Raw genomic sequence first — 24,700 nt, 5'->3', positions numbered from 1 at the left:
CAGCCCCTTCCTATCCCCCGATTCTCTCGGGGTGTGTATATACATTAAATGATTCGTTTCTGACAAATCCGATCGCTGTGATATTCAATTCTTCCGCCATTTGAATCGCAAGCTCCGTCGGGGCCGATTTGGAAATGACAATCGACACGCCGATTTTTGCCGCCTTTAACAGAACTTCTGATGAGATTCTGCCGCTGAACACAATCAGTTTGTCACGGACGGACATCCCATTTAGAAGGCAATGTCCGTATAATTTATCAAGTGCGTTGTGCCGGCCGATATCTGTGCGCATCAACAGCAGTTTCTCTGTGTCGCATAGCGCCGCATTATGGACGCCTCCCGTCTCCTGAAACGTCCCGCTCCTTTGCTGCATGTCTTTCATAAGCGCCAGACATGCATCAGGCGATATCTTGATTTGGCTGACAGCCGTCTTGGCTGTTTTGACATCCTGCTGAAAATAAAAATGACGGCCCTTTCCGCAGCATGAGCCGATCACCCGTTTCGTATAATCCTTTTGATCCAACGTCTCAGGATGAACGAGGTCGACATAAACAAAACCGAGACTTTCATCTATTGTAAACCTTTTAATCTCTTTTTGAAATCGTATTACACCCTCTGATGCGAGAAATCCGATGACAAGCTCTTTGATATGCTCAGGCGTGCAAACGAGCGTCACAAATTCACTGCCATTCAGTATCACTGTCAAAGGGTATTCCGTCACCATCCGGTCTTTTATTTTGCTTATTTCCCCTTGTTCATAGCGCCATACATCCCTGACCGCAGTTGCTTTATCGTTCAATGTCTCTTCCCCTCCGCAATGTTCCTGCCTTTATATTTTTTCACACTCCTCGGATTTTGTCGAATTCTGAGACATAAAAAAGAGCCCTCTGTACAAAGGACTCTATGTTTGATTATGCTGATTCTTTCTCAGGACCGTAAACAGCACGATAGCTGCGATTAAGGTGAGAATGCTGACAAAAAAGAAGGCTGCCAGTTTTAGAAGAACACCAATCAATATGAATGCCACGGTGGCTATAAGAAAAATCATTCCTAATAATTTCATATGTCCAACCCCTTTTAAGGGTATCATTCCCGCCCCAACTGTTTTTAAACCAATAAAAAAAGGCGCCTGGGGGAGCGCCTGATCTTTAGGTTCCTTACTCAGTAAATTTTTGTGCTTCTTTTTCCCAAGCCTGTTCAAACTCATCCGCACTGTTCGCTGAAATGTATTCTCCGCCTCCAGCTACAGCCGCTTGTTTCATCTCTTCATTGCCTTTAACATCAAAGTTGAAGCCAATAATGTTTACGATCGTGTCCACATTCGATGCACGAAGCTTTTCGATTTCCGCCGCAGGGTCTCCGCCGCACGTTTCTTCACCGTCAGTGATTAAGTACACCACATTTTTTCCGTCAGCGTCAAAAGCTTCAAATTCTTTTCTTGTATCTGAAAGTGCTTTGGCAATCGGTGTCCAGCCAGTCGGCTTGATCTCACTCAATGAATTGTCAAACAGAGACCCTTCATATGGATGAAGGCCGTAAATGGTTTCCGTTGTGCTGCATGAGAGAGCTTTGCCGGACAATTTATTGTTTCCAGCATGTCCGAAAACGCGAAGCATGAGATTTGTATCCTTCGGAAGCAGCTCGGCAAAAGACTTTACTGATTTTTTGGCAATGTCAATTTTGCGCTCTCCCCCTGTTTTTTGAATCATGCTTCCGCTTCCATCAAACAAAACAGCTACATTTGTGTCAGTCTGTTTCTCAGCGGCAAAAGACGGGGAGGCAAAGGAGACAGTCAGCAATCCAATGATACCGGCAGCCAGCAGTTTTTTCATGTTTTTCTTCCTTTCTTTATCATATTTTCCAACTATAGCTGGATTCTTCTTTATGCTAGAATATGAAAATGCAAAAAGATATAGGGCAAGCTGCCTTTTGTGCTGCTTTCACTTTCTGTTCAAAATCACTTGAAATGCCGTTGATATGTAGCCTTTTTCGCCCAAAAAGCATATGCAGATTGAGTCATGATTCATTCTTTTTTCGCCTTGATCATCACAGAAAAACGGAAATCTGCTACTATGCTACAGGCTGATACCTGATCACTTTTGAACATTATGTTACATACCAAAAAGAGGCTGACCGCTATCAGCCTCTTTTTTTTCTTATTTAGATAACATCAATGATTGCTGAGTGAAGATTTTCTCAACATCTTTTTGGGTATAAGCAGGGAAGTATTCACCGCCGCCTACTTTCGCAATCGCGTTCAGCTGGCCTTTGTATCCCTCTTTATAATCAAAACCGATCACATTCACAGTGATATTGTCTTTTTGCAGTTCCTTTGCTGTTTTAATCGGATTTCCTCCGCACGTTTCCTCACCGTCTGTCAACAGATACACCACTTTTTCCCCTTTTGCGTCAAGCTGGTCAAAAGAAGATTTCGCCTCATTCAGCGCTTTGGCAATTGGCGTCCAGCCAGTCGGCCCAATTGTATTAAGAGAATTGAGGAAGCTTTGCTCGTTAAAGCTTTGGAAGCCGTATACGTTGCGAATGGCTTCACATGATTGAACTTTTCCGGAATTTTTATTGTTTCCTTCAGAGCCAAACACACTCATTTTCACCTGAGTTCCTTCTGGCAATGAGCTTGCAAACTTTGAAATTTCTTTTTTGGCTGAATTAAATTTAGAGACACCGTCTATTCTTTTCGCCATACTTCCGCTGGCATCAAGCAAGACTGCCACGTTCGCAGGAGCTTTAGCCTCCGTTTCTTTCTTTTCAGCTGCAAAAGCAGGTGAAGTTAATCCAAATAACAATCCCGTCATCATGATCAGTGAAAATCTTTTCTTCATGTTCGTACCCCTTTACCAATTTGTTTCTGCGTGCAGATGTTCAACGCTGAACATAACCTATCGTAATCGACAAAAACCGAGAAATAAATAGGGCGGGCTTCCCCATTGCTGTTGTTTACTTTTGCATAGAAACCTATGTTTTTATTAGTGATTTCCACCTAACGCTCCTATGAAAAAAGAAGATTGTCCGCCTTTCGGCTTTCGTTATATGAGTCTGTCGAAGTCTGTCGACAAATGTTGATGACTTTACCACAATCTTAAAACCTGCAATCAGGAAAAAAGGACTGGTCCTTAAAGACTGCCAGAAGCTCCTCTAAACCGTTTCAACCGCCCTTAGATAAAAGACATTCAGGAATAGAAAAAGACGCTCAATGAGCGTCTTTTTCTACTTTTTCGCCATATATTTATTCAAAAACGAATCGGCCTCAGAAATTTGTGTGCCCTGATAATAGTACTTCACGATGTCATCAACCGTTTTTCCTTCTTTCGCCATAAAATTCGCTCCGTATTGGCTCATCCCTACACCGTGGCCAAATCCTCTCGTCGTGACTGTAATTGTGTCTCCATTTCGCTTCCAATCAAAATCGGCGGAGTTGAGACCCAGCTTTTCACGTATGTCTCTTCCTTTCAGCGTCTTGCCGTTAATGACGGCTGTTGCGACCTGGTGGCCCGGTGTCTCTCCGGTAATCCTTCCTACTGCGCTAGACCCATCCAGCTTGACGCCGAGCTTTTGCTCAAACTCTGCTGCTGTAAAGGTTTTTGTTGACTTATATTTCGGAGACTTTTTATCCCATGGGCTTTTGACGCTTTTTAAATATGGGATAGCACTTGTCCAATAAGCTTCTGCATTCTCTGTGTAGCCATTGCTTGTGGAGAAAAAGGAGGCTTCAATCGGCTGGTTGTTGTACGTTAGGATTTTGCCTTGCGTACTGGCAACCGCATCTGTGATTTTCTTCAGTTTTGCTTCATAGCTTGTGCCCCACTGCTTTTTTAGCTCCGCTTTGTTTTTATACACCTGGAACATTTGTGTATCATCCACCAGTGAGCCTTTAGGGGCCTCAACCGCTGAATTTGAAACCATCAGTCTGACAATAAATGTTCTGGCGGCGAGGGCCTGGGCTTTCAGCGCTTCAGGTTTAAAGGTTGCCGGCATTTCGGAGGCGACGACTCCAATCACATACTCTTCAAGCGGAATGTTTTCTACGGATTGATTTGCGGTTCGATAGACGGGAATAGAAACAGGTGATGCTTTCAATGTTTCTGCTCCTTTCGATGCTGGTTTCGTGCTGACTGCTGTCTTTTCTGATTCTACACTGGCCCCCGCTTCCTTATTATGCTGGAACGGAATAACCAAAAGGGTGGGAACCAAGAGAATCAATGCACATAGTACGGATAGTGTGATTGCGAATTGTTTCATATTCAGCTGCCTCCTGCTCGGGATTCGACTCTAGTCTAGTCTATGGGCAGGGACAAGCTAATATGACTCTCGTTTTGGACAGAAACTTTATTTGTCATTTACGTATTCTTTTTTGCTATTTTGCGCATAATGATGATAATACACAAAAAATAAAAAACCAGTATGCCAGAGTGACATACTGATTTTCAAGTAAGTTTATGCATTTAAGTCAGAAACGACTTCTTTATTCTCTTGCTCAGAAGCAGACTCATCATTTACACGTTCGATGTCTGCGCCCAGAGCGGCAAGCTTCTTATGGAAACCAACGTAACCGCGGTCTAAGTGCTTCAGTTCAGTAACACGTGTGTGACCTTCAGCCACTAACCCCGCAAGAATCAGCGCTGCACCTGCACGCAAATCAGTCGCTGCAACTTCAGCTCCCTGAAGCTGTACAGGACCGTTAATGATGACAGAACGTCCTTCAATCTTGATATCACCATTCATACGGCGGAATTCTTCCGCATGCATAAAACGGTTTTCAAAAACAGTTTCTGTAATCATGCTTGTGCCGCTTGCACGAAGCAGAAGCGCCATCATTTGTGACTGCATATCAGTCGGGAAGCCCGGGTGAGGCATTGTTTTGATATCAATCGGTTTCAGTTCTTTCGGGCCGATGACACGCAGGCCTTCACCTTCATCCTTAATTGTTACACCCATCTCTTCCATTTTTGCGATTAAAGAGGTAAGGTGCTCAGGAACCGCTCCTTTTACTAATACGTTTCCTTCAGTGATTGCAGCAGCAACCATAAATGTGCCCGCTTCAATACGGTCAGGAATAATATGGTGTTTTACGCCGTGAAGCTTTTCGACTCCTTCAATTTTGATGGTGCCGGTGCCAGCTCCGCGGATTTTTCCGCCCATGCCGTTGATATAGTTTGCTAAATCAACGATTTCGGGTTCTTTCGCCACGTTTTCCAGCGTTGTTGTTCCTTCAGCTAAAGCAGCTGCCATAATCAGGTTCTCTGTAGCTCCTACACTTGGGAAGTCCAGATAAATTTTTGCGCCTTGCAGTCGGCCTTTTACTTCAGCTTCAATGAAGCCATTACCGACTTTGATTTCTGCGCCCATTGCTTCAAAACCTTTTAAATGCTGATCAATCGGTCTGGAACCAATTGCGCATCCACCCGGAAGCGCAACTCTTGCATGACCTGTACGCGCAAGAAGCGGCCCCATGACAAGCACAGACGCACGCATTTTACGAACATATTCAAAAGGTGCTTCAGTTTGCAAAGCGTATGAAGCATTCACAGTCACTTCATTATTCTCAAAATGCACATCTGCTCCTAAATGACGCAACACTTCGTTAATTGTATATACATCGGAGAGCGTAGGTACATCACAAATTACGCTTTTTTCTTCACTTGCTAATAAAGATGCAGCGATAACAGGTAAAACGGCATTTTTAGCGCCTTCAACTTTGACTGTGCCGTTTAACTTCTGACCGCCGCGGACGATGATTTTTTCCAAGGTATTCCCCTCCGCGTCCCTAAATTCTCTATATTAATATTCAGTCGTAACGATTGGTGTGCCAACCGTAACGGTATGTTTTCCGCCCATTCCTGCACTTCTAAGTGCAATTTGCAAATTCATCTTATGTTTCGAGGTCATAATGTACTCTTCCCACTCATCTGTAAACGCAGAAATAGAAACGAAATTTGGCTCAACTACATGTTCTACTGATCTTGCTTGAAATTCATTTAATAACTGATTTGCTTTTTTTTGCAAAACAATATTCATATTATCATCTAAATGACCATTTAGACAAGTAAAAATAACTACTTTTTCTTGGAATATCCCAAGTGTCTCCCGTTCAAACTGTTCATATGTATCATTCCAGCTATCCGGTGTCTCAAGACTCATTTGCTCATATAATAAATACGAAGTTGGGTTGTGTTTTTTGAGGGTTGTGACAAGCTGCAGTCTAAAAGAAGTGCGATTTTTTTTGTCAGTATATGTGCCAATTGCCTTTACGACTTTATCTTCCTGCGCAATCGTCCAATCATATTGACGATACTCTGATTTTAAACGTTGCACTTTTTGATCAAATTCTTTTTCGGTCAGTGACATGTTTTGTTTTGCATGCAATGTCCACTTATCTATTGACACATCTTGGCGTTCCATCCCCTCTGCTATTTGTGCCAACGGCGTTAATTCACTCGCATGAATGGTATGGAAAACAGCAATGACGAAGCTTAACATGACGGAAATCATAATGGCGTGGCTTACTTGTTTTTTCTTCATGTTTATCTCTCCCCCTTATCTCCAGTTTTACCGGAGGCAAGAGGCGCCATACGTAAAAATCTTCGTCAAAACTCGAGCTATAGCTTCAACCCCGCTTCCTCCAACCATTCCCATGATGACGATAGTCAAAACCTATTAAAATAGATAGGGAAGCTGCTGTGAATAATTGAGGTAATCTAAAAAGAAATTCGCAACCGCCGTTCCAATAGCGATTGTCAGCAAAATCATCAGGAGTCTTGCCTGCACGACTTTGCCTTTTTTGATTAACGGATCTATATTGACGGCTTGCAGCGCCCACCAAGTCACTGCTATAAAAATCAGGTGAACGACAATGCCGATTGCAGCCTGCTGTCCCAATACACTCATCTATTACACTCCTTTCTCTGCGCTCATACCCTTTCTTATTATATAAGAAGCGCAGATAAAGATGATACATTTTATACAGAACGGAATAATCAGCCAAATCTAGGGCTAACCCCCACTTAAAGTGTGATTCTTTTACATGATATACTTTATTGGAAAGGAGCTGGCAAATGTGAATCATTCTTTTTTTCAGCCTGAAAAGCAATATGGTGAGGACCTGCCAATTTTTGAACAGGAATGGGAAGCAATTGCATTCTATTATGATTATAGACAGTCACAGATTGAAGAACTGAATGAATTGTGTCAGTTTTTTAACATTTCTCTTACCTATACGAGAGAAAGCCTTGAAGAGCTGGAAAACCTCTATTTTCAAAGTATACAAGAGCTTTTGCTTGCTGATTGGAATCTTCCTATTGAAGAATTCGAGAAAATGATCAGTGTTTATCTTATAGATTGCGTGATTGCCCGCCATGAAGATGCTGAATGGGTTGTAAAACCTTATCCGTATAAAGACGGCGCTTATACACTGGGCTTTAGAAGACATCGCAAATCGTGGCATACCATGAATACCTGTGATGGTTTATACTTGCGCCAAAAAGAGGATCGCCCGCTGCTGTCGCTGTTTGATTCTCTAGTGCGTTCATAAAAAAAATCCTTCTCATAAAGAGAAGGATTTTTTCTTATTTCCCTGCTACATCCAATCTGTTCAAAGCCCGCTGTAACGCAAGCTCAGCCCGACGAATGTCAGTATCATCTGATTGAGAATTCAAACGCTCCTGCGCCCGCTGGCGTGCAGCTTCAGCGCGCTCTTTATCGATGCCTTCCGCTGTCTCGGCAGCCTGGGCTAGGATGGTGACCTGATCAGGACGGACTTCTACAAATCCGCCGCTGACGGCAACCATTTCAGTCTGTCCGTCTTTTTTCAGACGGACAGCGCCGATTTTAAGAGGAGCCACGGTTGGAATATGACCTGGCAAAATACCGAGATCGCCGCTTTCGGCTCTCACACTCACCATTTCGATATCCGCATCGTATACTGGGCCGTCGGGAGTAACGATATTGACTTTAACGGTCTTCATGCTTTTACCCTCCTAGGACCAGATTAAACTTCTACACCCATTTCTTTTGCTTTCTCAACAACTTCTTCGATACGGCCTACAAGACGGAACGCATCTTCTGGAAGATGGTCGTATTTACCGGCTAAGATTTCTTTGAAGCCTTGTACCGTCTCTTTTACAGGCACGTAAGAACCTTTTTGTCCAGTGAACTGTTCAGCCACGTGGAAGTTTTGAGAAAGGAAGAACTGGATACGGCGTGCGCGTTGAACGACAAGCTTGTCTTCATCACTTAATTCATCCATACCGAGAATCGCAATGATATCTTGAAGCTCTTTGTAACGCTGAAGCGTTGACTGTACTTCACGTGCAACAGCATAATGCTCTTCTCCAACAATTTCAGGAGCAAGGGCGCGTGATGTAGATGCCAACGGATCAACCGCAGGGTAAATACCCATTTCAGTTAATTTACGCTCAAGGTTTGTTGTCGCATCCAAGTGAGCGAACGTTGTCGCCGGCGCCGGGTCAGTGTAGTCATCGGCAGGCACGTAGATCGCCTGGATAGATGTAACTGATCCAACGTTTGTAGACGTGATACGCTCTTGGAGCTGACCCATTTCAGTTGCAAGCGTCGGCTGATAACCAACCGCTGAAGGCATACGGCCAAGAAGGGCTGAAACCTCAGAACCCGCTTGTGTGAAACGGAAAATGTTATCGATGAAGAACAGTACGTCCTGTCCTTGTACATCACGGAAGTGCTCAGCCATTGTTAGGCCTGTCAAAGCAACACGCATACGTGCGCCCGGCGGCTCGTTCATTTGTCCGAATACCATGGCTGTTTTGTTGATTACGCCAGAGTCACTCATTTCATAGAAAAGGTCGTTCCCTTCACGAGTACGCTCTCCTACGCCGGCGAATACAGAGATCCCGCCGTGCTCTTGCGCGATGTTGTTGATTAATTCCTGGATTAATACGGTTTTACCTACACCGGCACCGCCGAACAATCCGATTTTACCGCCCTTGATGTAAGGAGCAAGCAAGTCAACAACTTTAATACCTGTTTCAAGAATTTCAACTTCTGTTGAAAGCTGATCGAATGAAGGCGCCTGTCTGTGAATCGGATCCTTTTTCGCATCCGCAGGAACCGGCTCATTCAAATCAATATTTTCTCCAAGAACGTTAAATACACGTCCGAGTGTTACATCACCAACCGGTACTGAGATTGGCGCTCCTGTATCTACAGCTTCCATACCGCGCTGAACACCATCCGTAGATGCCATTGCGATTGTACGGACTGAATCATCGCCTAAATGAAGAGCGACCTCAAGCGTTAAATCAATACCTACTTCGTTTTCACTTGCAGCTGGCTGTGAAATTTTAATCGCATTATAAATTTCAGGCAAGTGGCCGTCTTCAAAACGCACGTCGACGACCGGTCCTAATACCTGGCTAACGCGTCCTTTTTTCATCGCTATCCCTCCTGACAAAATCTTTCTATTCTAAAGCGGCTGCTCCGCCGACAATTTCCGTAATTTCTTGTGTGATGGCTGCTTGGCGAGCGCGGTTGTATGAAAGCGAAAGTGAATCGATAAGTTCCTTCGCGTTATCCGTCGCATTTTTCATCGCCGTCATTCTTGCAGCGTGCTCACTTGCTTTACTGTCAAGAAGCGCACCGAAGATTAAGCTTTCTGCATATTGAGGAAGCAAAACCTCCAGAACCTCCTCTTCAGATGGTTCAAATTCATAAGACGCCGTTCTTTTTCCGCCGCTGCTGCCCAAATCAGATAACGGCAGAAGTTTTTTCTCCATTACTTCTTGAGAAATGGCGCTGACAAAATGGTTATAAACAAGGTGCAGTTCATCAAACGCACCGTCTATAAACATTTGGATCGTTTGACGGGCAAGATCCTTAATTTCTGTAAACGTTACTTCATCTCCAAGCCCTGTTAACTCGGAAATGATCGGAATCTCACGTTTCCTAAAGAAATCACGGCCCACTCTTCCGATGGCAATCACCGCATACTCATCCTTAGACTGATGACGTTCCTGCATGGCCTGATAAGCACTTCGTAAAACCGAACTGTTAAAAGCGCCGGCAAGACCGCGGTCAGACGTAATGACAAGGTATGCCGTTTTTTTCACTTCTCTGCTGAGAAGCATCGGATGCTTCACGTTGCCGGAAACTCTCCCGACGTTTGACACAACCTCTTGGATTTTATCCATATATGGCACAAATGATTTTGCATTGTTTTCAGCACGATTCAGCTTAGCCGCAGATACCATCTGCATGGCTTTTGTAATCTGGCTCGTTTTTTTCGTTGACGTGATCCTTGACTTAATATCGCGTAATGAGGCCAAAGATTTCACCACCTTTTCTCTTCATCTGCGTAAAAAGAGAGAAAAAGAGAACCTTTTTCTCTCATCAGCATTCGAGTTAGTTGCTTGGTGCAAATGTGCGTTTGAAGCCTTCGATTGCAGCTTTGAAGTCTTCATCAGCAGGAAGGTTTCCTGTTTTCGCAATTCCGTCAAGCAGGTCTCTATGGTTTTGGTCAAGGTACATGTAGTACTCTTCTTCAAAACGTCTGATATCCGCCACAGGAATATCATCAAGATATCCTTTTGTCAGCGCATAAAGAATGGCTACTTGGTTTTCAACCGGAAGCGGCTTGTTCAGATCCTGCTTCAGCACTTCAACTGTACGCGCACCGCGGTTCAGTTTTGCCTGAGTCGCTTGGTCGAGGTCAGAACCGAATTGAGCGAATGCTTCCAGCTCACGGTATGACGCAAGGTCAAGACGCAAAGTACCTGATACTTTTTTCATCGCTTTGATTTGCGCTGAGCCGCCGACACGGGATACAGACAATCCGGCGTTGATCGCTGGACGTACGCCTGAGAAGAACAAATCAGATTGCAGGAAGATCTGTCCGTCGGTGATGGAAATGACGTTCGTCGGAATATAAGCAGAGATATCTCCGGCTTGTGTTTCTACGAACGGCAGAGCTGTAATTGATCCTGCGCCTTTCGCGTCGCTAAGCTTTGCTGCACGCTCAAGCAGACGGGAATGAAGATAGAATACATCCCCAGGGAACGCTTCACGGCCTGGCGGACGGCGAAGAAGCAAGGACAGCTCACGGTAAGCAGCTGCTTGTTTAGAAAGATCATCATATACAACAAGAACGTGCTTGCCGCTGTACATAAATTCTTCTGCCATTGTAACCCCAGCATACGGTGCCAGGTACAGAAGCGGTGCCGGCTGTGACGCAGACGCCGTTACAACAATTGTATAATCAAGCGCGCCGTGTTTACGCAATGTTTCTACTACGCCGCGGACTGTTGATTCTTTTTGACCGATCGCAACATATACGCAGATCATGTCTTGGTCTTTTTGGTTCAGGATCGCATCGATCGCAACAGATGTTTTACCTGTTTGACGGTCACCGATGATCAGCTCACGCTGGCCGCGGCCGATTGGAATCAGTGCATCGATCGCTTTGATACCGGTTTGAAGCGGTTCATGAACGGATTTACGGTCCATAACGCCTGGTGCAGGGCTTTCGATCGGACGAGTTTTGCTTGTCAGGATCGGGCCAAGTCCGTCTACCGGCTGGCCTAGCGGATTTACGATACGGCCGATTAACTCTTCACCAACAGGGACCTCCATGATGCGGCCTGTTCTTTTTACTTCGTCTCCCTCACGGATCTCACTGAAAGGTCCTAAGATGACGATACCTACGTTTGATTCTTCAAGGTTTTGGGCCATACCCAAAACACCGTTTGAAAATTCGACAAGTTCACCGGCCATACAGTTGTCAAGGCCGTGCACACGAGCAATACCGTCACCGACTTGGATGACTGTACCTACGTCTTGAACTTCAATATCAGATTGATAATTTTGTATTTGCTGTTTTATCAGTGTGCTAATCTCTTCAGCTTTGATGCTCACTTAGGTTTCACCCCTTCTATCGATTTTCCCCGGCTAATTGACGTTCGATGCGCTGAAGCTTCCCGCTTACGCTGCCGTCATAAATCCGGTTTCCAATGCGGACTTTAATGCCGCCTATTAAATCCGTCTGCACTTCATTTCTGATTCTCAATGAAGCGACTCCGGCTTTTTTTGCAAACACTTGTGATAATGGTAACATTTCTGCATCCGTCAGCGGTTTCACTGAATATACGATAGCATCTTCTGTTTGACGGGCCACATTTGCGAGTTTGATAAACTCATCTGTGAGCTCAGGGACAATCGCGGCACGATGGCGGTCAATCAAAAGAAAAATCGTATTGAGTACGGACTGTGACAAAGAGCCAAATGCATGTTGAATCAGCTCTTTTTTCTTCGCAGCCGGCACCTTCGGATGGTTTAACACATCATTCAGCGCTTTTTCATTTTGAAATACTTGTTTTACAACAATTAGCTCTTCTTCTACTTGATTCAGCTGAGCGGACTCATTGGCTATATCAAAAAGAGCTGATGCATATCGTTTAGAGACAGCTGATCCACTCATCGGCTTTCTCCTACCTCTTTAAGATAGTCCTGGATTAATTTCTCTTGAGCTTGTTCATCCAGTTCTTTTTCGATCACTTTCGACGCAATCATGACAGAAAGAGACGCTACTTGCTCACGGAGAGCAGAAACCGCCTGTTCTTTTTCCTTCACGATTTCAGTTCTTGCTGCTTCTTTCAGACGTTCAGATTCTGCACGTGCAGCCTGAATAATCTCTTCTTTTTGCTTCTCTCCCAGTTTCTTTGCGTTTTCGATAAGAGTTTGGGATTCCTGTCTTGCTTCTTTTAAAAGAACGCGCTGCTCTTCAATCAGCTGCTGCGCTTCTTTATTTTTTTCTTCAGCAGACGTAATTTCTCCAGCGATGTGGTCTTCACGCTGTTTCATTATGTTTAATAGCGGCCCTAAAGCGTATTTCTTCAGAAGCGCTAATAAGATTAACATAGCTAACAGTTGGAACAGGATATCTCCGCCGTTAAACGACAATCCTAGTTCAAGTGGTAATTGAGACATCTACTACGGCAACTCCCTTCTGCAGGTTTTTCTTTGCTGATCCAGCAGCCGCACTTGTCTCTTTTCAGCCGGCAAGGCGGGATGCTTATCAGACATAAAGCAATGGCGAAGGTTCTCTTGGAATGATCTTCGCCATTTTTAGTTCATATAAGGCTTTTATGCTTAGCCAAAGAACGCTAAGAATGCGATAACGACAGCGATAATAGGAAGGGCTTCAACTAATGCGATACCCATGAACATAAGAGTTCTTAGTTCTTTACCTGCTTCCGGTTGACGGGCAATCCCCTCTACTGTACGTGAAACAATCAAACCGTTACCAATACCTGCACCAAGTGCGCCTAAACCAATTGCGATCGCAGCTGCTATTAAATTCATGAAAAAGTTCCTCCTTTAAAATGTTATCCGTTTGGATATAATGTTTTAATGATCATGACTGATTTTATGAGACATGTACACCATCGTCAGCATCGTAAAGATAAATGCCTGGATGGCACCAATAAATAAACTGAATGCTTGCCATGCCAGCATCGGCAGAATCGCGCCGACTGTACCGACAAGACCGAGAGCCACGCTTTGCGAATAGTGGCTTGTCGCTAATCCTGCAAGCAGGCCGAGAAGAATCTCTCCGGCGAAGATGTTACCATAAAGCCGCAAACCGAGAGTCAGCGTATTCGCAAACTCTTCGATGATTTTCATCGGGAGCATGAATGGCACAGGTCTCAAATAGTCTTTGGAATATTCCTTGAGCCCTTTCATCTTCACACCATAGTAGTGGGTTAAAGCAACAACCATCACGGCTAGCGTTAATGTAATGGCAGGATCCGCTGTCGGAGACTTCCACCAGAGCTCATGTCCGATTGTAATAGAAAACGGCAGCCCCAGCATATTCGACACAAATATGTACATCAGCAATGTGACACCAAGTGCCAAGAAGTTAGCCCCTGTTTTTAAATCCATTGTACTGCCAATAATATTGCGGACGAAATCAACAATCCATTCCATAAAGTTCTGGGCTTTTCCAGGACGGATCGAAAGCGTTCTTGTCGTTAATATAGCAATCAATAAAACAATCACACTCGCCACAGTAATCATCAGAATGTTTGTCAGATTAAAAGTAAGACCTAGAAATTCTATAGTTCTGTAACCATGATTCAAAGGGTTTTCACCTCTCTTCCATTGATGAACGTTTAAGCTGGATAAAGGAATCTATCATAATGACAGGGTATATTGTCATTAATCCAATAACTGTACTTGCCATATGAAAATATTCGGGATTTTTATAGGCGACAGCCACAGCAAGAATCGCATTGCACCACCGCGCTGCGCTCCCGAGAGATCGTATGGACTTTCCTTTCTCAACAGCTCTGTCAAAAGCATTCATTCTCCTGACGAGCAGTAAAAAATTAAACAAACTGAAAACAGTTCCCAGAATAAGGCCTAAAAAAACGGTTTTATACGCTGTTAAACCATAACCCAGTACATACACTGCCAAAATGAACAATAAATATTTGCGTTGTCTGCTAAATGTAAGCTTGGGATCGTCCATCAATTATCTGTCTCCTGATGAAAAAATAATGTATAGCTTGGATACGGCAAAAATCAGCGGTTAACCCTTAGTAGAAGACCTTTTTTGACCGGCAAAAAACGGGCCTGTTCGAAAAAATCATTCATCCGCAAGCCTTGCAGGGATGCTGTTTCATTCGCTTAAATAAATCCTCATAATACGGGTTTGCTGAGAGGATTTACATTGGGGATGAGGACTATAATGAAAGCTATGAAAACCTTCTCATAATACCCTCGTTTAGCATACAATAGCCCCTAACATGTGTCAATCTGTTTAAAGTTAAAAAACTTTTTATACTTTACGTCTCCACAGAATGTTCACATTTTCACCTATAATTGTATACAAATTGACCGAATATCAAAAAACTGGATAAAAAAAGAACCCCTTTATTTTGGGGTTTTCTTTTTTATTTTGTTCCAAACATGCGGTCTCCCGCGTCTCCGAGACCTGGAACAATATAGCCTTTTTCGTTTAATTTTTCATCAAGCGCCGCGATGTAAATATCAACGTCCGAATGATGCTTCTGCAATTCTTCCACACCCTCCGGCGCTGCTACAAGACACATGAAACGGATATTTTTCGCACCGCGTTTTTTGAGGCTGTGAATGGCTTCAACTGCGGAACCGCCTGTAGCGAGCATCGGGTCAACCACGATGAATTCACGCTCTTCCACATCAGAAGGAAGCTTGACATAGTATTCCACGGGTTTTAAGGTTTCAGGATCACGGTAAAGGCCGACATGCCCCACTTTTGCAGCGGGAATCAGCTTTAAAATGCCGTCAACCATTCCCAATCCTGCTCTTAGGATAGGAACCACTCCGAGTTTTTTCCCTGAGATGACTTTCGATTTTGCAGCCTGAACCGGTGTATTGATGTCCACTTCTTCCAAAGGAAGATCGCGGGTAATTTCAAATGCCATAAGTGTGGCTACTTCATCTACTAACTCTCTAAAATCCTTCGTACCTGTATTTTCATTCCGTATATATGTCAGCTTGTGCTGAATTAAAGGATGATCAAATACATAAACCTTTCCCATACTGTGTTTCAGCTCCTTTTTTATTGTCCCATCAACAATTACACACTTCTATTGATTCTACAAAAAAAGACATTGAGTTTCAAGAACATCGTCAAAAAACCCGCCGGGCATAAGCGCCATGCGGGTTTTTTGGATCTTAATAATCTAATTCTTTATATAAAGGAAATTTATCAGTCAGAGCAGCTACACGCTGTCTTGCTTCTTCAAGTTTTCCTTCATCTTCGTGGTTTTTCAATGCAAGCGCAATGATAGCACCGACTTCTTCCAATGCGTCTCCGTCAAAACCGCGGCTGGTTACAGCAGCTGTACCAAGACGGATACCGCTTGTAACGAAAGGTTTTTCAGGATCGTATGGAATCGCGTTTTTGTTAGATGTAATACCGATTTCATCAAGTACGTGCTCTGCAACCTTACCAGTCAATCCGAGAGAACGAAGGTCAACAAGGATAAGGTGGTTGTCAGTTCCGCCTGAAACAAGCTGGATGCCCTCTTTCGTTAACGCTTCAGCCAAACGTTTCGCATTTGAAATGACGTTTTGTGCATATGTTTTGAAATCGTCCTGCAATACTTCGCCGAATGAAACAGCTTTTGCGGCAATAACGTGCATCAGCGGGCCGCCTTGAATGCCAGGGAAGATTGATTTATCAATTTTCTTGCCAAACTCTTCACGGCAAAGGATCATACCGCCGCGAGGACCGCGAAGTGTTTTATGGGTTGTTGTTGTAACGAAATCAGCATAAGGAACCGGGTTTGGATGAAGGCCTGCCGCAACAAGTCCTGCGATATGCGCCATATCCACCATGAAGTAAGCGCCGACTTCATCAGCAATTTCACGGAATTTCTTAAAGTCGATTGTACGAGGATACGCACTTGCTCCTGCTACGATAAGCTTCGGTTTATGAGCGAGGGCTTTTTCACGCACGTCATCGTAATCAATATATTGAGTTTCTTTATCTACGCCGTACTCAACAAAGTTATATTGAACACCGCTGAAGTTGACTGGGCTTCCGTGTGTTAAATGGCCGCCGTGGGAGAGGTTCATCCCAAGTACAGTATCGCCTTGCTCCAAAATCGTGAAGTACACTGCCATGTTTGCTTGTGCGCCTGAATGCGGCTGAACGTTTACATGCTCCGCTCCAAAGATTTCCTTCGCGCGGTCACGAGCGATATCTTCAGCGACATCGACGTGCTCGCATCCGCCGTAGTAGCGTTTGCCCGGATATCCTTCTGCGTATTTATTTGTCAAAACAGATCCTTGTGCTTCCATAACCGCTTCACTTACAAAGTTCTCAGAAGCAATCAATTCGATCTTAGTCTGTTGGCGTTCACGCTCATTTTTAATGGCGTTAAACACTTGTTCGTCTTGCGCAGGTAAATGTTTCATCAGCGAGATCCTCTCCTATCCGTATCCTGTTCTTTGTTTTTACCATCACTATTGTACATGGTTTTTAAGGCCGATGTAAAAGATTATTTTTAAAAAATCTAAATTTTTATTGGTAAAAACGAATAATGATAACTTAAATTTGATTTAAAGTTCGGAATTTATATCACTGTCTTAAAATAAAAGAAAAGACTGGCCATGCAGTCCTTTCATTCGCAATCATAAACCGCCCGCACCCCGCCGATTAGTTTCGGCCGTGTACGCGCGAATGTCACATGGGCTGAACCGAGGCTGTTTTGAGAGACACGCACAGGGACAGCCACCGGCTTCAGATGCATGCCGATAAGCGTATCGCCTATATCGATTCCTGCGTCAGCCTGAATGGTTTCAACAAGAACAGGAGACTTCATCTGTTTAAACGCATAGGACGCCATCGCGCCTCCCGCTTTTGGAACGGGCACGGCAGAAACGGTTGGAAGCCTGAACAGCCGGGCCGTGTCTGCTTCGACAACAAGCGCTCTGTTCAAATGCTCGCAGCATTGAAACGCGAGATGGATTCCCGTTTTTTCCCGAAGCTCGGCAAGTCCGCTGAAGATGCTTTCTGCAATGTCTACACTCCCCGATGTGCCGATCCGGCTGCCGGCCACTTCACTCGTGCTGCATCCAAGGACGAAAAGCTGATCTTGTTTCAATTCAGCTTGTTCCTGAAACTCAGACAGCATCGCCTGCCACGTTTGTTTCATCTCATTCATTAAACAGCACCCCTACAGGTTTTTCTCTTCATAATCTGAGATTTTTCCAATACGCGTTTGGTGTCTTCCCCCGGTAAACTCAGTGGTCAGCCAGATTTTTGCGATTTCCCGAGCCAAACCAGGGCCGATCACCCGTTCACCCATCGCAAGGATGTTTGTGTCATTATGCTCCCTCGTCGCCTTGGCGCTGAAGGTATCGTGCGCCAGCGCGCAGCGAATCCCTTTTACTTTATTTGCGGAAATGCTCATGCCGATGCCTGTCCCGCAAATTAAAATTCCTCTGTCAACTTCGCCGCTAACCACTTTTTCGGCCACCGGAAAAGCATAATCCGGATAATCGACAGAGCCGCTGCCGCAGTCGCAGCCCATATCAATATATTCAATTTGCAATTCGTCCATTAAATCTTTGATTTCATTTCGAATGTGAACGCCGCCATGATCCGATGCAATGGCTACTTTCATCTGCTTTTCCTCCCAGCGTGTGTGATGCGGCCCGCCCGCTTTATTGACCGCGCAGCCTGTCCGCTCTTTGATTCACACCATATGATGTGCTTTTCACTATATTCTACTCCTTCACGCAGGATTTGCAAATGACCTGTTTGCAGATATTCTGGCAACTTACCTGCCTTCTTTTTTCAGCTGTTTTGCCAGCTGCCGAAGAAGTTCTTCAAGCTCATCTCGCGTTTGTTTATAGATGTCAATTGAGCCGCCGAACGGATCGATAACATCCCCATGGCTGCCTGTGACATATTCTTTTAATGTAAACACTTTATCACGATAACGTCCAAATTGGCTGGCAATGATCTGTTTGTGCTGATGGGTCATAGCCAGAACCAAATCTGCCGATTCCATATGTTCTTCAGTTAATGGAGAAGACACATGATTTAGAGCAATGTGTTTTTCAAACAGCGCTTCGACTGCATGAGGCGTCGCTCTCCCATTAGGCGAAGCAAACACGCCTGCCGAGCGGACACTGGCATTCAGCCCTTCCGTTTCTGCAATTGATTTAAAAAGCGCCTCAGCCATTGGGCTGCGGCACGTATTTCCAGTACAGACAAAAATAATATCCATGTCAGTCACCCCTTATTTTTCTCTATTATATATGAAGAAAAAAGAAACGGCGACTTCGTTTCTTTTATTGGTATATTAAATTGGCAATAGCAGCTTTAGGCCGAATACGATTAATATGATGCCCCCGAGCGCTTCGCTGTATGTGCCAAGCCATGACTGCACTTGTTTTCCGACCAAAAGGCCAAGCCATGTCAGCATCATGCTGAACAGCCCAAAAAGGGTGATTGTGAGGAGCGGATGCGAGCCGTATATCCCCAAGCTCAAGCCGACGGAAAAGCTGTCAAGGCTGACGCCGACGGCAAACAGCAATAAGCCCGGCCCTGCCGGCGACATCAATCGTTCTTCTGACTGTTTAAAAGAAGCCACAAGCATTTGAACCCCAAGAACAAAAAGCAGCGCCCCTCCGATATAAACCGCTAACACGCCGAGGAGCCCTGACAGCATGTTACCGGCCGTCATCCCCGCGAGAGGCATGATAACGTGAAAAAGGCCGATGATGAAACCGATATAGAATATCTGCTTCTTTCTGAGTTTGACCATGCCCATTCCAAGGCCGACAGAAAAAGCATCCATCCCTAAAGCAAACGCCATGATGCTTAATGTCATCAGTTCGCCTATAAACAAATCCGACATACATAAATAACCCCCTTGGACACGCCCCGCTTTTTTAGCCTATGCGTGTCCAAAAAGGGTTAGAACATCCGACTGCTTTCAGCGAATCACTCTTCCTCCGGCGGCTTTCATCAGCCTGTTCATAATGGCGAGACCGACACCTGTGTCCGGAAAGGATTCCGAGATAATAACATCCACATTATTCTCATCAAAGCTGCGTAAAGCATCATACAGCCCTGCCGCAACAGTCTCAAGCTGAGCACGTCTTCCGCAGCTCTTTACATAATCAGCGGAATAAACGCCCGCGTTTTCTTCTGTTGTCAGGACACCGACCCGTTTTCCGCCCTGTTGATATTCTTGAATGAGGTGCTGCATGCGCTCTGGGCTGCCTTCGCAAATGGCAAGCGGCGCTGTCGGCGCATAATGTGTATATTTCATCCCTGGAGAAATCGGCTTCTCATTTTGGTCGCTGAGCCCTTTATCCACATGGATCGGTCCGATCACCGCTTCAATTTGTTCCTTCGTAATGCCGCCCGGGCGCAGGAGAACAGGGACGTCACCCTCACATGAAAGCACGGTTGATTCGACTCCGATTCCGGTAGGGCCTCCATCCATAATACCGGCTATGCGGCCATCCAAGTCGTGAGCCACATGCTCCGCTTTTGTGGGACTTGGCTTGCCTGATAGATTGGCGCTCGGTGCTGCAATCGGCAGTCCTGATTCACGAATCAATGCAAGGGCAAGCGGATGATCCGGCATTCTAATAGCAACCGTTTCAAGACCTGCCGTTACACGAGGTGAAAGCGCACCGGGTTTGCAAGGCAGAATGAGCGTAAGTGCTCCCGGCCAAAATCGCTTCATCAATGTTTTCGCCTTTTCCGGCGCTGGGCCCGTTAAATCCTCAAGCTGGCTGATATCCGCGATGTGGACAATCAAGGGATTATCGCTCGGCCGCCCTTTTGCCTCATATATTTTTTGGACGGCATCCGTATTTTTCGCGTTTGCGCCTAGGCCATATACCGTTTCTGTCGGAAAGGCAACGACCTCATTTTCTCGGAGCAAAGCGGCTGCTTGTGCAATTTGTGGATCATTTGTGGATAACTCGTCAGTTACATCCACAAACCATCTTTTCGTTTTCATTTCTGACCAAACTCCTTATTCACAACAATAAAACGATTGTTTTACGCGTGTAATCCTTTTGAAAGTATAAAAGATGTCCTGTAATAAAACAAGCGTTATCCACAAATTGTGGACAACGCTAATAAAGAAGTGGATAAGTATGTGTATAAACTGCAATTATCCAGACGTTTTTTTCATCAAAACGGCCCCTTCTGTTTGCCGCGATTCACAGAAATGATCAGAAGAGAACAGTTCTTCCGGTACACTTTCAGCTCTTTCAAATCCCATGGCCGACAGAAAGTCCGCAGAGGAATGCTGATTCGCTACTAGATATACGGTTTTGATTTGATGCTTTTCGCACAGCACCTCCATGCTTTGAAAAAGCGTGACAATATGGCCTTGGTGAAGCTTGTCCGATATGACCAGCGACCGCAGCAGCCCTTGGTCACAGCTTATTTTTTCAATACCGAGGCAGCCGGCAATGTTTTTCTCATTGTCCTCCAGCATAAGAAATTGAGTGAAGCCTTCTTTCACGCCTTCATAGCTGGTTTTCGCCTGTTTTAAAAATTCCTCAAGCACATCTCCGTCTTTTTCCCTTGCCACCCGCAGTTGATAAAACATCCGTTCACCCCGTTTTTCGTTCTTTCTTCAAATCTATGAGGCAAAACTATTTTTAGACCAGATGATTAGGAAAAAAGGTCGGAAATCCATTCGACTAAGAAGAATTTCACTTCTGTGCCCTCTTCCTTCTCTTCTTTCTCTTCTTTTTTTGCTTTCTCTGCTTTAGCGGTTACGTCCTCAAGCACTTTTTCAGTCTGCTTTTTTGAGGCTTCTTTATCTTCTTGTTCTTTGACGGCTTCCCCGTTAGAAAAATCGAGAAAGCAGAGGGGCGGGAACAGCACACACCACCAGTTGGCGCCGTCGCCGTTTCCAAGCGTGATCAAAATCGCTTCATACTCACCGGCTGGATAAACCATGTTGCCGTAAAGCTTTGTCGGAAATGAGATTTTGTCAAAATCAACGGATACCGACTGATTCGCTCCTTCTTTCTCCATCGTTTCCTTTGCAATCGCTTTGATTTCAGGCAGCTTTGAGCGAATCACACGACGCGCTTCTTCAATAGAAGTAATATCCTTTACCCAAGTTGTGATTTCTTTATTCACCGCATCTCTGATATGACGTTTTAATTGCTGGTCTTGATCACTATCGCTGTTTGCCAATATTCTCAAACGAATCGCCTGATCCGGTATGACCACCGGCTGATTTTCTGATTGCTGTGCCGTCTCTTCTTTCGCAAGCCCTACGAGCGCTCCGGATAATAAAAGAAAGATATATATACAAATGATTACTGTTTTTTTCATCGGTCCCCACCGTTCCTCTCCGTGCTTTGTTTCTAGCCCTATTATGGACAAGGAGAACCTGGGGTAAACGTGCAGGGTGAAAAAAATCTAGCAAGCTGTTAATCTTATTTATGGTACGATAGTGTTTTAGGAGGTTTAAGATGAAATACAATTATACAGTGCTCTTATCAGCATTCACGATGTCGGTTCTTTATTCGGTTATTTATATTCATTCATTTATTATTGCCGCTCTCATCACAATGGCATTTTATTTTCTGTTTCCTTATTTGATCTTCGCACTGCCGCTTCAAATCATGATGAATAAAAAGCCGAAACGGTTCAGCCCTTTGTACCTGCTGTATTACCTTGTCGCTGCTTTTATTGCCAACGCGATCATTTTCGGCGTGCTTCAGCCTTCGGGACAATCTCTGTTTCAAAATACAGCCTTCTATCTTTTCGCTGTATTAACAGCTCTTATCTATTGGATATGGGACTCTGTTTTATTGCAAAAAAAGGAAGCCTAAAAGGCTTCCTTTTTTATTAAAACAAAACCGTCAGCAAATAACATAGAATGGAAGGTATCGCCGCAACAAAAAAAGCGGCTGCCATTTTTAGACGTGATGTACGGCCTTCTTTGGTTTCTGAATGGTAGTTTGCCCGCTGATCGCTTCCGCTTACAGCCAAACCCGATGTGATGATCGCGAGCCCGACTAAAACGAGAGACGCAACGCCAAAAATCGCTTCATATGAAGGAGCCTGTGAAAAAATGGTGCCAATCATGCTCTCAATCGCGATGAGCAGGATTCCTGCTGTCAGGGCCTTTTTCATGTTTACATCCCCTTTGCTGGTGTTCAACAGCTTGATCCATTCACTCGCCGGCAAGCTGCTTATTTATTTTTATGAATCAGAGCGCATATGGTTCTGTCTTTTCCATTAATATCTTTCAGCACTTCCACTTCCGCATCCTTAAACGCCTTGAGGATCAAGTCTTTGACCGCCGCCCCCTGTTTCCAGCCGATTTCAAAAACGACAAATACTTTCTCCTTCATGACAAGCGGGATGTCTTCCATAAACCGCTTATAAAATTTCAGCCCGTCTCCGCCATCGGTGAGCGCGTGCAGCGGCTCATGAAAACGGACAATTTCTGATAGATCAGCCATTTCTTCCTCTGAAATATATGGCGGGTTCGAGACAATGATATCTGCTTTTTTTCCCGCCTTAATAAAAGGCTCAAGCAGATCGCCCTGATAAAAGCGCACATTCGCTCCAAGTTTTTCTGCATTGGCAGAGGCGACTTGCAGCGCCTCTTTCGAAATATCGACTGCTGACACAGAAAAGTTTTGGTTTTCAAGCGCAAGCGTGACGGCTATCGCGCCGCTCCCTGTACCAACGTCAACGACTTCGAGCCGGTCATCTTCAGAAAAGACATTACGATATTTTTCAAGCAAATGAAGGACAACCTCTTCTGTTTCCGGCCGCGGGATCAGCACATCATCATTCACCATAAATTCCCGCCCGTAAAAAAACTCTTTTCCGATAATGTATTGCACCGGCACGCCCTCTTTATGCATCTCAACGTGACGCGTAAAGCGATACAGTTCGTCTTCGCCAATCGGTTCCTGCAAGCTGGCGAGCAGCCTGCTTCTCTCCATTCCAGTATCATAAAGCAATAGCAGCTCGGCAGCATTTTCTTCTCTTCCCGCTTCGGTTAAATAAGAAGAAGCCCATTTCAGGGCTTCGAATATCGTCTTCATCTTAACCTTCCGACTGCTGAAGCTTGCTCGCCTGATCTTCTACGATCAGTGCTTCAACCACTTCGTCAAGTTTTCCTTCAAGAATCTGATCAAGCTTTTGAATCGTCAAACCGATTCTGTGATCCGTCACACGGTTTTGCGGGAAGTTGTATGTGCGGATACGTTCAGAACGGTCACCAGATCCGACTGCTGATTTCCGTGTTTGATCATATTCAGCCTGGGCTTCCTGCTGAAATTTATCATAGATTCTGGCACGAAGAACCTTCATTGCTTTTTCTTTGTTCTTGATTTGAGATTTTTCATCCTGGCATGATACAACAACACCTGTCGGCAAGTGCGTCAGACGAACGGCAGACATTGTTGTGTTAACGCTTTGTCCGCCCGGTCCGCTTGAAGCAAACGTATCGACGCGGATATCCTTCTCATGGATGTCAACCTCTACCTCTTCTGCCTCAGGAAGACAAGCTACCGTTGCAGTGGATGTATGGATACGTCCGCCCGATTCTGTTTCCGGAACACGCTGTACGCGGTGGGCGCCGTTTTCATATTTGAGTTTAGAATATGCGCCGCTTCCCGTAATCATAAAGATGATCTCTTTGTAGCCGCCTGTTCCGGTTACATTCGCTTCCATGACCTCTGTCTTCCAGCCTTGAAGCTCAGCGTAACGGGAATACATTCTGTACAGGTTGCCAGCGAATAAAGCGGCTTCCTCGCCTCCCGCAGCTCCGCGAATCTCCATGATAACGTTTTTGTCGTCATTAGGATCTTTCGGGATCAGGAGCACTTTCAAACGTTCTGACAGTGTCTCCGTTTCCTTCTGAAGTTCAGAAATCTCTTCCTTCACCATGTCGCGCATCTCAGCATCCAGCTTCTCTTCAAGCATTGCTTTTGCATCAGCCAGCTGTTCTGACGCATCTCTGTATTGTCTATATACGTCAACTGTTTCTTGTATATCAGATTGCTCTTTTGAATATTCTCTCAGCTTTTTCGGATCGTTGACTACTTCTGGATCGCTTAAAAGCTCATTTAATTTTTCGTATCGTTCTTCGATTGATTTTAAACGGTCTAACACGGTCTTCACCTCTGTTTTCCTGTGCGTAAC

The 24,700-nt window shown here is 44.8% G+C and carries 31 protein-coding genes; 2 read left to right on the top strand and 29 right to left on the bottom strand.

Annotated elements, in window-relative coordinates; all coding sequences use genetic code 11:
* Positions 1 to 10 precede the first annotated feature (10 nt).
* The 8 genes from fdhD to BFW96_RS02395 all read right to left on the bottom strand — a co-directional run bounded on the left by fdhD (position 11) and on the right by BFW96_RS02395 (position 6,903).
* Complete coding sequence (fdhD, locus tag BFW96_RS02435) at positions 11 to 799, bottom strand: formate dehydrogenase accessory sulfurtransferase FdhD (protein WP_014665706.1); 789 nt, start codon at positions 797 to 799, stop codon at positions 11 to 13.
* A gap of 102 nt (positions 800 to 901) precedes the next feature.
* The gene (locus tag BFW96_RS02430) at positions 902 to 1,063 is read right to left on the bottom strand and encodes a hypothetical protein (RefSeq protein WP_014665707.1); all 162 of its coding nucleotides are present in this window, start codon (positions 1,061 to 1,063) and stop codon (positions 902 to 904) included.
* A gap of 94 nt (positions 1,064 to 1,157) precedes the next feature.
* The gene (locus BFW96_RS02425) at positions 1,158 to 1,832 is read right to left on the bottom strand and encodes a vWA domain-containing protein (RefSeq protein ID WP_069838531.1); all 675 of its coding nucleotides are present in this window, start codon (positions 1,830 to 1,832) and stop codon (positions 1,158 to 1,160) included.
* Between the two features lie 324 nt (positions 1,833 to 2,156).
* A complete protein-coding gene (locus tag BFW96_RS02415) occupies positions 2,157 to 2,840 on the bottom strand; it encodes a vWA domain-containing protein (protein WP_024571497.1) in 684 nt (227 codons plus the stop codon).
* A 385-nt stretch (positions 2,841 to 3,225) separates the two neighbouring features.
* Positions 3,226 to 4,257: a stage II sporulation protein D gene (gene spoIID, locus BFW96_RS02410; RefSeq protein ID WP_069838530.1), complete on the bottom strand. Its 1,032-nt coding sequence runs from the start codon at positions 4,255 to 4,257 to the stop codon at positions 3,226 to 3,228.
* Positions 4,258 to 4,452: 195 nt separating this feature from the next.
* On the bottom strand, positions 4,453 to 5,763 hold the full coding sequence (gene murA, locus BFW96_RS02405; protein WP_040081555.1) for a UDP-N-acetylglucosamine 1-carboxyvinyltransferase: 1,311 nt from the start codon (positions 5,761 to 5,763) through the stop codon (positions 4,453 to 4,455).
* Positions 5,764 to 5,796: 33 nt separating this feature from the next.
* The gene (locus BFW96_RS02400) at positions 5,797 to 6,537 is read right to left on the bottom strand and encodes a YwmB family TATA-box binding protein (RefSeq protein ID WP_040081554.1); all 741 of its coding nucleotides are present in this window, start codon (positions 6,535 to 6,537) and stop codon (positions 5,797 to 5,799) included.
* 135 nt (positions 6,538 to 6,672) lie between these two features.
* Positions 6,673 to 6,903, bottom strand: a complete 231-nt coding sequence (locus tag BFW96_RS02395; RefSeq protein ID WP_003227691.1) for a DUF1146 family protein — start codon at positions 6,901 to 6,903, stop codon at positions 6,673 to 6,675.
* A gap of 169 nt (positions 6,904 to 7,072) precedes the next feature.
* Here BFW96_RS02395 and BFW96_RS02390 point away from each other — a divergent pair, with 169 nt between their 5' ends.
* Positions 7,073 to 7,546 (top strand): hypothetical protein, encoded by a 474-nt coding sequence (locus tag BFW96_RS02390; protein WP_040081553.1) that lies wholly within the window; start codon positions 7,073 to 7,075, stop codon positions 7,544 to 7,546.
* 34 nt (positions 7,547 to 7,580) lie between these two features.
* On the opposite strand, the gene BFW96_RS02385 is transcribed toward BFW96_RS02390, so the two are convergent.
* From BFW96_RS02385 to spoIIR, 18 genes are all read right to left on the bottom strand, one after another.
* Positions 7,581 to 7,979, bottom strand: a complete 399-nt coding sequence (locus BFW96_RS02385) for a F0F1 ATP synthase subunit epsilon (RefSeq protein ID WP_014478254.1) — start codon at positions 7,977 to 7,979, stop codon at positions 7,581 to 7,583.
* A 23-nt stretch (positions 7,980 to 8,002) separates the two neighbouring features.
* Positions 8,003 to 9,424: a F0F1 ATP synthase subunit beta gene (atpD, locus tag BFW96_RS02380; protein ID WP_014665715.1), complete on the bottom strand. Its 1,422-nt coding sequence runs from the start codon at positions 9,422 to 9,424 to the stop codon at positions 8,003 to 8,005.
* Positions 9,425 to 9,449: 25 nt separating this feature from the next.
* On the bottom strand, positions 9,450 to 10,313 hold the full coding sequence (gene atpG / locus BFW96_RS02375; RefSeq protein ID WP_069838529.1) for an ATP synthase F1 subunit gamma: 864 nt from the start codon (positions 10,311 to 10,313) through the stop codon (positions 9,450 to 9,452).
* A 76-nt stretch (positions 10,314 to 10,389) separates the two neighbouring features.
* Entirely contained in the window at positions 10,390 to 11,898 is a 1,509-nt protein-coding gene (gene atpA, locus BFW96_RS02370) for a F0F1 ATP synthase subunit alpha (RefSeq protein ID WP_040081551.1), read from the bottom strand.
* Between the two features lie 16 nt (positions 11,899 to 11,914).
* On the bottom strand, positions 11,915 to 12,460 hold the full coding sequence (locus BFW96_RS02365; RefSeq protein WP_014665718.1) for a F0F1 ATP synthase subunit delta: 546 nt from the start codon (positions 12,458 to 12,460) through the stop codon (positions 11,915 to 11,917).
* Positions 12,457 to 12,969: a F0F1 ATP synthase subunit B gene (gene atpF, locus BFW96_RS02360; RefSeq protein WP_003244051.1), complete on the bottom strand. Its 513-nt coding sequence runs from the start codon at positions 12,967 to 12,969 to the stop codon at positions 12,457 to 12,459. Before atpF ends, BFW96_RS02365 begins: the two co-directional genes overlap by 4 nt.
* Before the next feature lie 162 nt (positions 12,970 to 13,131).
* Positions 13,132 to 13,344, bottom strand: coding sequence for a F0F1 ATP synthase subunit C (gene atpE / locus BFW96_RS02350; protein ID WP_003151167.1), 213 nt, complete (start codon positions 13,342 to 13,344; stop codon positions 13,132 to 13,134).
* A 45-nt stretch (positions 13,345 to 13,389) separates the two neighbouring features.
* Positions 13,390 to 14,124 (bottom strand): F0F1 ATP synthase subunit A, encoded by a 735-nt coding sequence (gene atpB / locus BFW96_RS02345; RefSeq protein WP_014665720.1) that lies wholly within the window; start codon positions 14,122 to 14,124, stop codon positions 13,390 to 13,392.
* A gap of 7 nt (positions 14,125 to 14,131) precedes the next feature.
* Positions 14,132 to 14,515: an ATP synthase subunit I gene (atpI, locus tag BFW96_RS02340; protein WP_003243159.1), complete on the bottom strand. Its 384-nt coding sequence runs from the start codon at positions 14,513 to 14,515 to the stop codon at positions 14,132 to 14,134.
* A gap of 424 nt (positions 14,516 to 14,939) precedes the next feature.
* Entirely contained in the window at positions 14,940 to 15,569 is a 630-nt protein-coding gene (gene upp / locus BFW96_RS02335; RefSeq protein ID WP_003227670.1) for a uracil phosphoribosyltransferase, read from the bottom strand.
* Positions 15,570 to 15,705: 136 nt separating this feature from the next.
* Positions 15,706 to 16,953, bottom strand: a complete 1,248-nt coding sequence (gene glyA / locus BFW96_RS02330) for a serine hydroxymethyltransferase (RefSeq protein WP_014665721.1) — start codon at positions 16,951 to 16,953, stop codon at positions 15,706 to 15,708.
* A 206-nt stretch (positions 16,954 to 17,159) separates the two neighbouring features.
* Positions 17,160 to 17,702 carry a TIGR01440 family protein gene (locus tag BFW96_RS02325; RefSeq protein WP_069838528.1) on the bottom strand — a complete coding sequence of 181 codons (543 nt, stop codon included), beginning with the start codon at positions 17,700 to 17,702 and terminating at the stop codon, positions 17,160 to 17,162.
* 12 nt (positions 17,703 to 17,714) lie between these two features.
* Positions 17,715 to 18,164, bottom strand: coding sequence for a ribose 5-phosphate isomerase B (rpiB, locus tag BFW96_RS02320; protein ID WP_014665723.1), 450 nt, complete (start codon positions 18,162 to 18,164; stop codon positions 17,715 to 17,717).
* Between the two features lie 156 nt (positions 18,165 to 18,320).
* A complete protein-coding gene (gene prpB / locus BFW96_RS02315) occupies positions 18,321 to 18,773 on the bottom strand; it encodes a protein arginine phosphatase PrpB (RefSeq protein ID WP_069838527.1) in 453 nt (150 codons plus the stop codon).
* A gap of 75 nt (positions 18,774 to 18,848) precedes the next feature.
* Positions 18,849 to 19,406, bottom strand: coding sequence for a manganese efflux pump MntP (locus BFW96_RS02310; protein WP_069838526.1), 558 nt, complete (start codon positions 19,404 to 19,406; stop codon positions 18,849 to 18,851).
* A 78-nt stretch (positions 19,407 to 19,484) separates the two neighbouring features.
* Positions 19,485 to 20,525, bottom strand: a complete 1,041-nt coding sequence (locus tag BFW96_RS02305; RefSeq protein WP_069838525.1) for an L-threonylcarbamoyladenylate synthase — start codon at positions 20,523 to 20,525, stop codon at positions 19,485 to 19,487.
* 156 nt (positions 20,526 to 20,681) lie between these two features.
* Entirely contained in the window at positions 20,682 to 21,125 is a 444-nt protein-coding gene (locus BFW96_RS02300; RefSeq protein ID WP_069838524.1) for a GNAT family N-acetyltransferase, read from the bottom strand.
* A 65-nt stretch (positions 21,126 to 21,190) separates the two neighbouring features.
* Positions 21,191 to 21,865 (bottom strand): stage II sporulation protein R, encoded by a 675-nt coding sequence (spoIIR, locus tag BFW96_RS02295; protein WP_069838523.1) that lies wholly within the window; start codon positions 21,863 to 21,865, stop codon positions 21,191 to 21,193.
* A 140-nt stretch (positions 21,866 to 22,005) separates the two neighbouring features.
* On the opposite strand from spoIIR, the gene BFW96_RS02290 reads away from it, so the two are divergent.
* Positions 22,006 to 22,368, top strand: a complete 363-nt coding sequence (locus BFW96_RS02290) for a UPF0715 family protein (RefSeq protein ID WP_014665730.1) — start codon at positions 22,006 to 22,008, stop codon at positions 22,366 to 22,368.
* Positions 22,369 to 22,384: 16 nt separating this feature from the next.
* Here the strand turns inward: BFW96_RS02290 and BFW96_RS02285 are convergent, their stop codons facing one another.
* Genes BFW96_RS02285 through prfA form a run of 3 tightly spaced genes read right to left on the bottom strand, consistent with a single transcriptional unit; the run spans position 22,385 to position 24,670 of the window.
* On the bottom strand, positions 22,385 to 22,672 hold the full coding sequence (locus tag BFW96_RS02285) for a DUF5316 family protein (protein ID WP_014665731.1): 288 nt from the start codon (positions 22,670 to 22,672) through the stop codon (positions 22,385 to 22,387).
* Positions 22,673 to 22,731: 59 nt separating this feature from the next.
* Positions 22,732 to 23,598, bottom strand: coding sequence for a peptide chain release factor N(5)-glutamine methyltransferase (gene prmC / locus BFW96_RS02280; protein WP_069838522.1), 867 nt, complete (start codon positions 23,596 to 23,598; stop codon positions 22,732 to 22,734).
* 1 nt (position 23,599) lies between these two features.
* Positions 23,600 to 24,670 (bottom strand): peptide chain release factor 1, encoded by a 1,071-nt coding sequence (gene prfA, locus BFW96_RS02275; protein WP_003227645.1) that lies wholly within the window; start codon positions 24,668 to 24,670, stop codon positions 23,600 to 23,602.
* Positions 24,671 to 24,700 lie beyond the last annotated feature (30 nt).

It is taken from the genome of Bacillus sp. F56 (assembly GCF_001748205.1).
Taxonomy (GTDB): domain Bacteria; phylum Bacillota; class Bacilli; order Bacillales; family Bacillaceae; genus Bacillus; species Bacillus stercoris.
This window is presented reverse-complemented; position numbering and strand designations above follow the sequence as displayed.

Bases quoted from the DNA above. Each gene is read 5' to 3' on its own strand.
- BFW96_RS02325 (WP_069838528.1), bottom strand. From the start codon at position 17,702: ATGAATGAGATGAAACAAACGTGGCAGGCGATGCTGTCTGAGTTTCAG.
- glyA (WP_014665721.1), bottom strand. From the start codon at position 16,953: ATGAAACATTTACCTGCGCAAGACGAACAAGTGTTTAACGCCATTAAA.
- BFW96_RS02425 (WP_069838531.1), bottom strand. From the start codon at position 1,832: ATGAAAAAACTGCTGGCTGCCGGTATCATTGGATTGCTGACTGTCTCC.
- BFW96_RS02385 (WP_014478254.1), bottom strand. From the start codon at position 7,979: ATGAAGACCGTTAAAGTCAATATCGTTACTCCCGACGGCCCAGTATAC.
- BFW96_RS02400 (WP_040081554.1), bottom strand. From the start codon at position 6,537: ATGAAGAAAAAACAAGTAAGCCACGCCATTATGATTTCCGTCATGTTA.
- BFW96_RS02310 (WP_069838526.1), bottom strand. From the start codon at position 19,406: ATGTCGGATTTGTTTATAGGCGAACTGATGACATTAAGCATCATGGCG.
- BFW96_RS02365 (WP_014665718.1), bottom strand. From the start codon at position 12,460: ATGAGTGGATCAGCTGTCTCTAAACGATATGCATCAGCTCTTTTTGAT.
- BFW96_RS02430 (WP_014665707.1), bottom strand. From the start codon at position 1,063: ATGAAATTATTAGGAATGATTTTTCTTATAGCCACCGTGGCATTCATA.
- rpiB (WP_014665723.1), bottom strand. From the start codon at position 18,164: ATGAAAGTAGCCATTGCATCGGATCATGGCGGCGTTCACATTCGAAAT.
- prpB (WP_069838527.1), bottom strand. From the start codon at position 18,773: ATGGATATTATTTTTGTCTGTACTGGAAATACGTGCCGCAGCCCAATG.
- BFW96_RS02395 (WP_003227691.1), bottom strand. From the start codon at position 6,903: ATGAGTGTATTGGGACAGCAGGCTGCAATCGGCATTGTCGTTCACCTG.
- atpE (WP_003151167.1), bottom strand. From the start codon at position 13,344: ATGAATTTAATAGCAGCTGCGATCGCAATTGGTTTAGGCGCACTTGGT.
- upp (WP_003227670.1), bottom strand. From the start codon at position 15,569: ATGGGAAAGGTTTATGTATTTGATCATCCTTTAATTCAGCACAAGCTG.
- atpF (WP_003244051.1), bottom strand. From the start codon at position 12,969: ATGTCTCAATTACCACTTGAACTAGGATTGTCGTTTAACGGCGGAGAT.
- prmC (WP_069838522.1), bottom strand. From the start codon at position 23,598: ATGAAGACGATATTCGAAGCCCTGAAATGGGCTTCTTCTTATTTAACC.
- spoIIR (WP_069838523.1), bottom strand. From the start codon at position 21,865: ATGAAAAAAACAGTAATCATTTGTATATATATCTTTCTTTTATTATCC.
- spoIID (WP_069838530.1), bottom strand. From the start codon at position 4,257: ATGAAACAATTCGCAATCACACTATCCGTACTATGTGCATTGATTCTC.
- atpI (WP_003243159.1), bottom strand. From the start codon at position 14,515: ATGGACGATCCCAAGCTTACATTTAGCAGACAACGCAAATATTTATTG.
- BFW96_RS02285 (WP_014665731.1), bottom strand. From the start codon at position 22,672: ATGAAAAAGGCCCTGACAGCAGGAATCCTGCTCATCGCGATTGAGAGC.
- BFW96_RS02305 (WP_069838525.1), bottom strand. From the start codon at position 20,525: ATGAAAACGAAAAGATGGTTTGTGGATGTAACTGACGAGTTATCCACA.
- atpD (WP_014665715.1), bottom strand. From the start codon at position 9,424: ATGAAAAAAGGACGCGTTAGCCAGGTATTAGGACCGGTCGTCGACGTG.
- BFW96_RS02290 (WP_014665730.1), top strand. From the start codon at position 22,006: ATGAAATACAATTATACAGTGCTCTTATCAGCATTCACGATGTCGGTT.
- BFW96_RS02415 (WP_024571497.1), bottom strand. From the start codon at position 2,840: ATGAAGAAAAGATTTTCACTGATCATGATGACGGGATTGTTATTTGGA.
- BFW96_RS02300 (WP_069838524.1), bottom strand. From the start codon at position 21,125: ATGTTTTATCAACTGCGGGTGGCAAGGGAAAAAGACGGAGATGTGCTT.